Below are 2700 nucleotides of genomic sequence, written 5' to 3' on the forward strand. Positions count from 1 at the left end.
ATCTCCTATATACCTAGTGATTCGCCCTTTTGGGAAAACTTTTTGGTTTACTGATAATATGATTGCTGACATGAAGCGGATGATAGCGGGTTATTTAAAGCAGCATTTAAGTTAATTATTTTAGTTGTTTGGGAAAAAGTATTGTATAAATTGATATTGTTAATTATTAAGTAGGGTTAACTGCAATTGATTTTGATTATTCGTGAGCCTGCTACTCCCCAACAAATAGAGTCCATGCTGAAAACTTGGGATGTTTTCATTAAAATAGCAGTAGATATCGAGCGCAAAATTCTGGCAGGCGGGGCTGTTCGCCATTACGAATGTGAACAAGAATTACTCAAGGACGGAAGCCAGCAACGCGATATTTGGGGAGCGGATTGGTCGCCTTATACTCAGGAAATTGTATTTGAGTCAATTATTAACATTCGCCCCAGCCAAAACAACTGTAGTATGATCATACAATCCGCACAAATTCGACAACAAGTCAGCCAAATTACCCAGCAGTTGTTAGGAGGAGCAGCATAATGCCCAACTGGAGTGCAATTGAAGCTAGTTTCTTAGCTTTAGACCAACCACATCGATTGGGTGAATTAGCATCAAGTCTGGCACACCTGAAATCCTGGGTACAAAGTAGCGATTGTTATCCAGTAGTCCCGGTAGTGTTAGAAGAAAGCCTATTGTATTTGTCTTTAATACAGCAAAACACTCAAATCAATCACGGCGAATTAAATCAACTTCACGATGTATTACAAGATTGGCAACGCAATTGGGACAACATTAAGTCTCAATCAAACCAAACGACAAACATTGCAGATGTTGCTTCTAATTGGTCAGAGCGAATTTTAGAAATGTCTGGTTTGTTGAGTTCCCAATCAATTAGTGCTTAGTCTGAGCGATCACTACTGTCATCTCTGTGCTGTGATGCCTTATCATGTGTTTGGTCGCATTCAGCCAAGGCTTTTGGAAAACCAGCAACTCAACCTGTTTACCAACAATACAATTACGCCCACATCAATACGCTGAGCAGAACAACTGCTAATGAGTGCTGATGCCCTACAAGACTGGAAATCGCGCATACACACTTATCAGCAACAAGTCAGGCAAACTCAACCACCACAACAGACTACATTGTTTCACCTCACCCCTAAGCATTCTGACCCAGACACAATAGACCCGCTAACACTGCGAGTTCATTCAATGGCATTTTACCGGATGCCAGCCGATTATTCTGGTGAGGCTTGTCTTTACTTTGTGGTTGATACTGCGGCCTCTCTTGTGCTGTATATTGGTGAAACTCTTCGCAGTAACAAGCGGTGGAAAGGGGAGCATGGGTGTAAGCAGTACCTAGATAGCTACCATTCGCTACATCAGCGATATGGATTAGAAAGGAGTGTAGGCATTACCTTTTGGTGGGATGCACCCACAGAGCGACGCGCACGCCAAGAATTGGAATTACAGTTAATTCAAAAGTGGCGATCACCATTTAATAAGGAGAATTGGGAGCGGTGGGGGCAACCGTTTAAATGAATTCGGGAGTTCTAACGACAAACTCTAATTTTACGTAGAGCGTAGGCGCAGCCCGCCGTAGGCATCGCCATCCTCATAAATTTCCTCTAAGAAGAAAAAGCGATCACTAAAGATTCTGGCAATTTGGCATAACTTGCCTGTATTTTGCAGTTTAAATGAGATATCGTCACAAATCGCCAGTTGTTGACCCAGCGCTGTAGAATAACAAGAGCAATCAACTCACAGCCTTGGTCATCGCTTCTCTACGAGACGCTGCGCGAACGCTACAACTGGCTAGTAATCTACTAGAAAACATATAGTGATGGCGCTTGGCGCTTGGCTCCATTGCCCGAAGTGTCCTCCAAGAATTGGCAGCAGTGCGATGGCGTAACCGCCCTGTGGAGGCGATCGCACTTCCTCTATGCTCCAGTGCTAAAAAGTTAATCACCGTTCACAACCAATCCCATCTTTATCCCGATCAAACCCATGCGGATCTGGTTGATTCACCCTAAATCTGCGGTAAGGAATATCACGGCAATCTAAATCAGGCAAATTCGGTGGAATACAAAAATCTGGGTAGGAGCGATGGCGTAACCGCCCAGCATAGCTGATCGCACTGCTGTTGTTGCGATTGCACAGATGTAGGCTGAATATCTTTCTTGCCCCGCCTAAAATCCCAAGGCATCACCGGCTGCGATTGATTCCAAAAGCCCAACCTCTGTACTTGGGCATCAGCTTCAGCTTGCAGATATTTTTCTTGAGTACTGTTGCATCCTTTGAGATATTGCCTATAGACAGCAGCCTGACCTTCTTGCACCATCGTCAGGTTTACCGAGCGATTGTTGACAAATACCTCAGCCACAAGTCTTTTGTATCTATCACGCTCAATTTGCCGAACTTGCACAGACTGGCCTACAGGCAGCAATTCCTGAAGACGAGCTTTTGATTGTTGTCCCCACGGATTTTGTTTCATTTCGGGTGCATCCACACAACCCAGGCGAATAGTTACAGATTGCCCTTGCTGATTACGGACTCTCAGCGTATCTCCGTCGCCTACGCTTACCACTGTCATACTAGGCAAGCGGCCTTGGGCTACAGTCGGCACTCCAGAGAGGAACAAAAGGGTTGCTACGAGAATGATAAGTAATCAAACAAAATTAATTACACAAATTAATATATAATTGAACTCAAAAT

At 44.1% G+C, this 2700-nt stretch carries 5 protein-coding genes; 3 read left to right on the top strand and 2 right to left on the bottom strand.

Translation table 11 applies throughout. From position 1 onward, the window contains the following. Positions 1-186 precede the first annotated feature (186 nt). The 3 genes from ACM0OS_RS28715 (at position 187) to ACM0OS_RS28725 (ending at position 1527) form a co-directional block, all read left to right on the top strand. Positions 187-525 carry a DUF5674 family protein gene (locus ACM0OS_RS28715; RefSeq protein ID WP_414546579.1) on the top strand — a complete coding sequence of 113 codons (339 nt, stop codon included), beginning with the start codon at positions 187-189 and terminating at the stop codon, positions 523-525. Next, complete coding sequence (locus ACM0OS_RS28720) at positions 525-887, top strand: hypothetical protein (protein ID WP_414546580.1); 363 nt, start codon at positions 525-527, stop codon at positions 885-887. Before ACM0OS_RS28715 ends, ACM0OS_RS28720 begins: the two co-directional genes overlap by 1 nt. Before the next feature lie 151 nt (positions 888-1038). Beyond that, positions 1039-1527 (top strand): GIY-YIG nuclease family protein, encoded by a 489-nt coding sequence (locus ACM0OS_RS28725; RefSeq protein ID WP_414546581.1) that lies wholly within the window; start codon positions 1039-1041, stop codon positions 1525-1527. Positions 1528-1741: 214 nt separating this feature from the next. Here the strand turns inward: ACM0OS_RS28725 and ACM0OS_RS28730 are convergent, their stop codons facing one another. Next, positions 1742-1954: a hypothetical protein gene (locus tag ACM0OS_RS28730; protein WP_414546582.1), complete on the bottom strand. Its 213-nt coding sequence runs from the start codon at positions 1952-1954 to the stop codon at positions 1742-1744. A 96-nt stretch (positions 1955-2050) separates the two neighbouring features. Further along, positions 2051-2578, bottom strand: a complete 528-nt coding sequence (locus ACM0OS_RS28735) for a thermonuclease family protein (protein ID WP_414546583.1) — start codon at positions 2576-2578, stop codon at positions 2051-2053. Between the last annotated feature and the right edge of the window lie 122 nt (positions 2579-2700).

Source organism: Nostoc sp. CCY0012 (genome assembly GCF_963920855.1).
Taxonomy (GTDB): Bacteria; Cyanobacteriota; Cyanobacteriia; order Cyanobacteriales; family Nostocaceae; genus Cyanocohniella.

Bases quoted from the DNA above. Each gene is read 5' to 3' on its own strand.
- ACM0OS_RS28720 (WP_414546580.1), top strand. From the start codon at position 525: ATGCCCAACTGGAGTGCAATTGAAGCTAGTTTCTTAGCTTTAGACCAA.
- ACM0OS_RS28725 (WP_414546581.1), top strand. From the start codon at position 1,039: ATGAGTGCTGATGCCCTACAAGACTGGAAATCGCGCATACACACTTAT.
- ACM0OS_RS28735 (WP_414546583.1), bottom strand. From the start codon at position 2,578: ATGACAGTGGTAAGCGTAGGCGACGGAGATACGCTGAGAGTCCGTAAT.